Origin of the sequence: Isoptericola sp. NPDC057391 (assembly GCF_042668085.1) — a bacterium.
Taxonomy (GTDB): Bacteria; Actinomycetota; Actinomycetes; order Actinomycetales; family Cellulomonadaceae; genus Isoptericola.
Genome location: NZ_JBHVBO010000243.1, coordinates 1 through 5221, shown reverse-complemented (window position 1 = coordinate 5221; position 5221 = coordinate 1). Strand labels below are relative to the sequence as shown.

Sequence of the window (5221 nt, the reverse complement as noted above, 5' to 3'; positions counted from 1 at the left end):
CGGCAGGCCCGACCGACGGGGAGGGACCACAGATGCTCACCCTGGCTGACCAGCTCGCCGAGTGGCTCGAGCCCGGTGCACAGCCGTTCGCCGTCGCGACGGTGGTCGGCGCGTCCGGCTCCGTGCCGCGGCCCGTCGGCACGGCGATGGCCGTGCGCGCCGACGGCGCCGTGATCGGGAGCCTCTCCGGCGGCTGCGTGGAGGCGGCCGTGCACGCGGCCGCGCTCGACGCGATCGCCGTCGGCGAGTGCCACCGCGAGACCTTCGGCTACTCCGACGACGACGCGTTCGCCGTCGGGCTCACCTGCGGCGGCAGCCTCGAGGTGCACGTGCAGCCGGTGCGTCCCGGCGACGACGGCGACCCCGCCGCCGTCGCCCTCGCCCGCCTCGCCGCGGGCCGGGGCGCGCCCGCCGCGCTCGTGCGGCGACTCGACGTCACGCGCCCGACCGCCGTCGTCCTGCCCGACCTGTCAGGGCCAGGAGCATCAGAACTTGCGTGTGGTCCTGACAACTCTGACCGCAGTGAGCTGTCAGGGCCAGGAGCATCAGAACCTGCGTGTGGTCCTGACAACTCGCTGCGAGGGCTCGTGGACGACGGCGCGCTGCCGGCGGTGTCCGCGCAGGTCGCGGCGGTGCTGCGGGCGGGCGGCGCCGCCACCGTGCACGCGGCTCCGGGCGTGCCCGACGGCGCGTGCGACGACGGCGCCCCGGAGGAGCCGGTGACGCTGCTGGTCGAGACGCGCCTGCCGCCGCCGCGCTTCGTGGTCGTCGGCGCCAACGACTTCGCCGGCGCGCTCGTGCGCGCCGTGCACCTGCTCGGGTACCACGTGACGCTCGTCGACGCCCGCGAGGTGTTCGCCGCGCCGCGGCGGTTCCCGCAGGCGGACGAGGTGGTCGTGGACTGGCCCGACCGGTACCTCGCCGCCGAGGCCGCCGCCGGGCGGCTCGACGCCCGCACCGCCGTCGCCGTCCTCACCCACGACGTGAAGTTCGACGTCCCGACCCTACGGCTCGCGCTCGGCCTGCCGCTCGCGTACGTCGGGGCGATGGGCTCGCGGCGCTCGCACGCGCAGCGCCTGCAGGCCCTGCACGACGAGGGCGTGACCTCCGACCAGCTGGCCCGGCTCCGCTCGCCGATCGGCCTCGACCTCGGGGCCGTGACGCCGGAGGAGGTGGCCGTGTCCGTCGTCGCCGAGCTCGTCGCCGTCCGCTACGGCCGCGCCGCCGCCGTCCCGCTCAGCCGCACCGACGGACCGCTGCACGCGGCCCCCGGGACGGCCCCCGGCACACCGCCCAGCGCCACCCCCAGCACGACCCGAAGCAAGGAGCGATCCCGGTGGACATGAACACCGTCACCGACCTGGTCCCCACCGCCGACCCCGCCGACTGGCGCGAGGGCGACGCGTGGCTGGCCGGCGGCACCGTCCTGTTCTCCTACGGCAGCCAGACCCTGCGCCGCCTGCTCGACCTCACGAGCGCCGGCTGGCCCGCGCTCACGGTGACCGACGACGGGCTGGAGATCGCCGCGACGTGCACCGTCGCCGAGCTGTACGCCTTCCCGGAGGCCGCGGCGTCGGCCCCGGTGCGCGACGCGTGGCGCGCGCTGGACCTCGTGCGCCCGTGCTGCGACGCGTTCGTCGCGTCGTTCAAGATCTGGAACACCTCGACCGTCGGCGGCAACGTCGCGACGTCGCTGCCGGCCGGCCCGATGACGTCGCTCACCGCGGCCCTCGACGGCGTCGCCGAGGTCTGGGGTCCGGGCGGCGCACGACGCACCCAGCCCGTGGCCGAGCTGGTGACGGGCGAGATGCGCAACACCCTCGCCCCGGGCGAGCTGCTCCGCGCGATCCGGCTCCCCGCCGCGGCGCTGCGCGCCCGCACCGCGTTCCGGCGGCTGTCCCTGTCCAACCTCGGGCGCACCGGGGTGCTCCTGATCGGCCGCCTCGACGCGCCCGCCGACGGCGGCGCGCTCGTGATCACCGTGACCGCGTCGACCCGCCGGCCCGTGCAGCTGCGCTTCCCCGCCGGCGCGTACCCGGACGCGGCCGGGCTGGCCGCCGCGATCGACGCCGCGATCCCGTCCGACCTCTACCACGACGACATCCACGGCCTGCCCGAGTGGCGCCGCGACATGACCTACCGGCTCGCGGAGGAGATCCGCACCGAGCTGACCAGCCCGCCCGTCGAGGGCGCCAGCACGACCGACGGAGGCCGGCGATGACCGACGCGACCACCCGCACCAGCACCGGAACGACGGAGTCCGCGGCGGCGACACCGGTACGCGTCGACGGCCGCGCCGTGGACGCCGTCCCGCGGGCCGGCCAGTGCCTGCGCACGTTCCTGCGCGAGCAGGGCTCGCTCGGGGTGAAGAAGGGCTGCGACGGTGGGGACTGCGGCGCGTGCACGGTGCATGTCGACGGTGTCCCCGTGCACAGCTGCGTGTACCCCGCGCGCCGCGCCGCCGGGCGCGAGGTGACGACGATCGGGGGCCTCGCGGCCACGGCCGAGGAGCCGACGGCGGACGGGCTGCACCCCGTGCAGCAGCGCTTCCACGACGCGCAGGGCTTCCAGTGCGGCTTCTGCACCGCGGGCATGATCATGACCGCGGCGACCTTCGACGACGAGCAGCGCGCGAACCTGCCGCGCAACCTCAAGGGCAACCTGTGCCGGTGCACGGGCTACCGGGCGATCGCCGACGCGGTGCTCGGCGGCGACGCCTGCGGCGCGGCGCACCCCGCGGGCGCCGCCGCCTGCGACACGGCGCAGGACGGGTGGAGCGCGGCGCACGCGCGCGGCGAGGGCCCGGGGGCGACGGCCTCCGCGTTCGGCACCTCGGAGCCCGCGCCCGCGAGCCGCGGCGTGGTCACCGGCCAGGTGCGCTACACGCTCGACGTGGACCCGGAGGCTTACCCCGGCCTGCTGCACCTCAAGCTCGCGCGCTCGCCGCACGCCCACGCGCGGATCCTGTCGATCGACACGGCCGACGCGCTGGCGGTGCCCGGGGTGCGCGCCGTGCTCACGCACGAGGACGCGCCCGCCGCCCGGTTCAGCACCGCGCAGCACGAGCTGTGGACCGACGACCCCGACGACACCCGCATCCTCGACGACGTGGTCCGATACGTCGGACAGCGCGTGGCCGCCGTCGTCGCCGACTCGGTGGCCGCGGCGGAGGAGGGCGTGCGCCGGCTGCGCGTCGAGTACGAGGTGCTGCCCGCGCTGATCGACCCCGAGCAGGCCATGCTTCCTGGCGCCCCGCTCGTGCACCATGACCTGGACGCCGCGACCGCGCGGGTCGCACGGCCAGAGGCCAACGTCGTCGCGGAGCTGCACAGCGAGCTGGGCGACGTCGAGGCGGGCCTCGCGGAGGCCGACGTCGTGCACGAGGCGACGTACCGCACGCAGCGCGTGCAGAACGCGGCCCTCGAGACGCACGCGGCGATCGCGTCGTTCGACGACGACGGCCGGCTCGTGGTGCGCTCCTCCACGCAGGTGCCGTTCCTCGCCCGGCGCCACCTCGCGCGCGTGCTGGACCTGCCCATGGACCAGGTGCGCGTGGTGTGCGAGCGCGTGGGCGGCGGTTTCGGCGGCAAGCAGGAGGTGCTCGTCGAGGATGTCGCCGGCCTCGCCGCCCTGCGGCTCGGCCGGCCGGTGCAGCTCGAGCTCACACGCACGGACACGTTCGTCGGTACGACGACGCGGCACCCGTTCCGCATCAGGGTGCGCGCGGGCGCCCGGCGCGACGGCACCCTGACCGCGCTGCACCTCGACGTGCTCAGCAACACGGGCGCGTACGGCAACCACGGTCCGGGCGTGATGTTCCACGGCTGCGGCGAGTCGATCGCCGTCTACACCTGCGCGAACAAGAAGGTCGACGCGCACTGCGTGTACACGCACACCCTGCCGGCGGGCGCGTTCCGCGGGTACGGGCTCAGCCAGATGATCTTCGCCGTCGAGTCCGCGATGGACGAGCTCGCGAGGCAGCTCGGCATGGACCCCCTCGAGCTGCGGCGCCGCAACGTCGTGCACCCGGGGGTGCCGATGCTGTCCACCGGGCCCGAGCCGGAGGAGGACGTGCTGTACGGCAGCTACGGCCTCGACCAGTGCATCGAGCTCGCCGACGACGCGCTGGCCCGCGGCCGAGCGCGCGACGTCGCCGCGTACGGGGCCGACCCCGCCGACCCGACGCGACCCTGGCTCGGGGAGGAGTGGGGCGTCGGCGAGGGCACCGCCCTGTCGATGATCGACACCGTGCCGCCGCGCGGGCACGTGTCGCACGCCCGCGCCCGGCTGCGCCTGGACGGTGTCGTGGAGGCGGAGGTCGGCACCGCCGAGTTCGGCAACGGCACCACGACCGTGCACGCGCAGCTCGTGGCCAGCGCGCTGGGGCAACGGGCCGCCGACGTCGTCGTGAGGCAGTCCGACACCGACCTCGTGGAGCACGACACCGGAGCCTTCGGGTCCACCGGCACCGTGGTGGCCGGCAAGGCGTCGCTCGCCGCGGCGACGGAGCTCGCGGAGCGCGTGCGCGTGGTGGCGTCGTCGCTCACCGGGACGCCGTCGGCCGACTGCCGGCTGGTGCCCGGCGGGGTCGAGTACGAGGGCGGCTCGGTCGTGCCGCTGGCCGAGGTGGCCCGGCACGCCCGCGCCGCGGGCGTGCGGCTCGAGGCCGAGGGCCGCTGGGGCGGCACCCCGCGGTCGGTGGCCTTCAACGTGCACGGCTTCCGCGTGGCCGTGCACCGCGGCACGGGCGAGATCCGCATCCTGCAGAGCGTCCAGGCGGCGGACGCGGGCGAGGTCGTCAACCCCCGCCAGTGCCGCGGCCAGGTGGAGGGCGGCATCGCGCAGGCCCTCGGCGCCGCGCTCTACGAGGACGTCGTGGTCGACGACGCCGGCCGCGTCACGACCGACATCTTCCGCCAGTACCACCTGCCCACGTTCGCGGACGTGCCGCGCAGCGAGGTGTACTTCGCCGAGACGTCCGACTCCACCGGCCCGATGGGGGCGAAGTCGATGAGCGAGAGCCCGTTCAACCCCGTCGCCCCGGCGCTCGCCAACGCGCTGCGCGCCGCCACCGGCGTGCGGTTCACCGAGCTCCCGCTCTCGCGCGACCGGGTCTACCTCGGCATCAAGGCAGCCGCGACGCCCTGACCGAACGTTGTGGGTGGGCGGTTTGGCCGGTTGAAGGGCCGAAAACGGCCCCACCCCCCCCCCCCAACAACCC

Annotated in this window: 3 protein-coding genes; all 3 read left to right on the top strand. The window is 75.8% G+C overall.

From position 1 onward, the window contains the following. Positions 1 to 32: 32 nt before the first annotated feature. From ACFUVW_RS19430 to ACFUVW_RS19420, 3 genes are read left to right on the top strand one after another with little or no spacing between them, the layout of a single operon-like run. A complete protein-coding gene (locus ACFUVW_RS19430; RefSeq protein WP_430572942.1) occupies positions 33 to 1346 on the top strand; it encodes an XdhC family protein in 1314 nt (437 codons plus the stop codon). Then, the gene (locus ACFUVW_RS19425; protein ID WP_430572941.1) at positions 1337 to 2221 is read left to right on the top strand and encodes an FAD binding domain-containing protein; all 885 of its coding nucleotides are present in this window, start codon (positions 1337 to 1339) and stop codon (positions 2219 to 2221) included. The genes ACFUVW_RS19430 and ACFUVW_RS19425 overlap by 10 nt, the downstream gene beginning before the upstream one ends. Continuing rightward, entirely contained in the window at positions 2218 to 5148 is a 2931-nt protein-coding gene (locus tag ACFUVW_RS19420) for a molybdopterin-dependent oxidoreductase (RefSeq protein WP_430572940.1), read from the top strand. The genes ACFUVW_RS19425 and ACFUVW_RS19420 overlap by 4 nt, the downstream gene beginning before the upstream one ends. Positions 5149 to 5221 lie beyond the last annotated feature (73 nt).

What these genes read in the sequence shown, in the direction of transcription:
- ACFUVW_RS19430 (WP_430572942.1), top strand. Translation starts at nt 33, where the DNA reads ATGCTCACCCTGGCTGACCAGCTCGCCGAGTGGCTCGAGCCCGGTGCA.
- ACFUVW_RS19420 (WP_430572940.1), top strand. Translation starts at nt 2,218, where the DNA reads ATGACCGACGCGACCACCCGCACCAGCACCGGAACGACGGAGTCCGCG.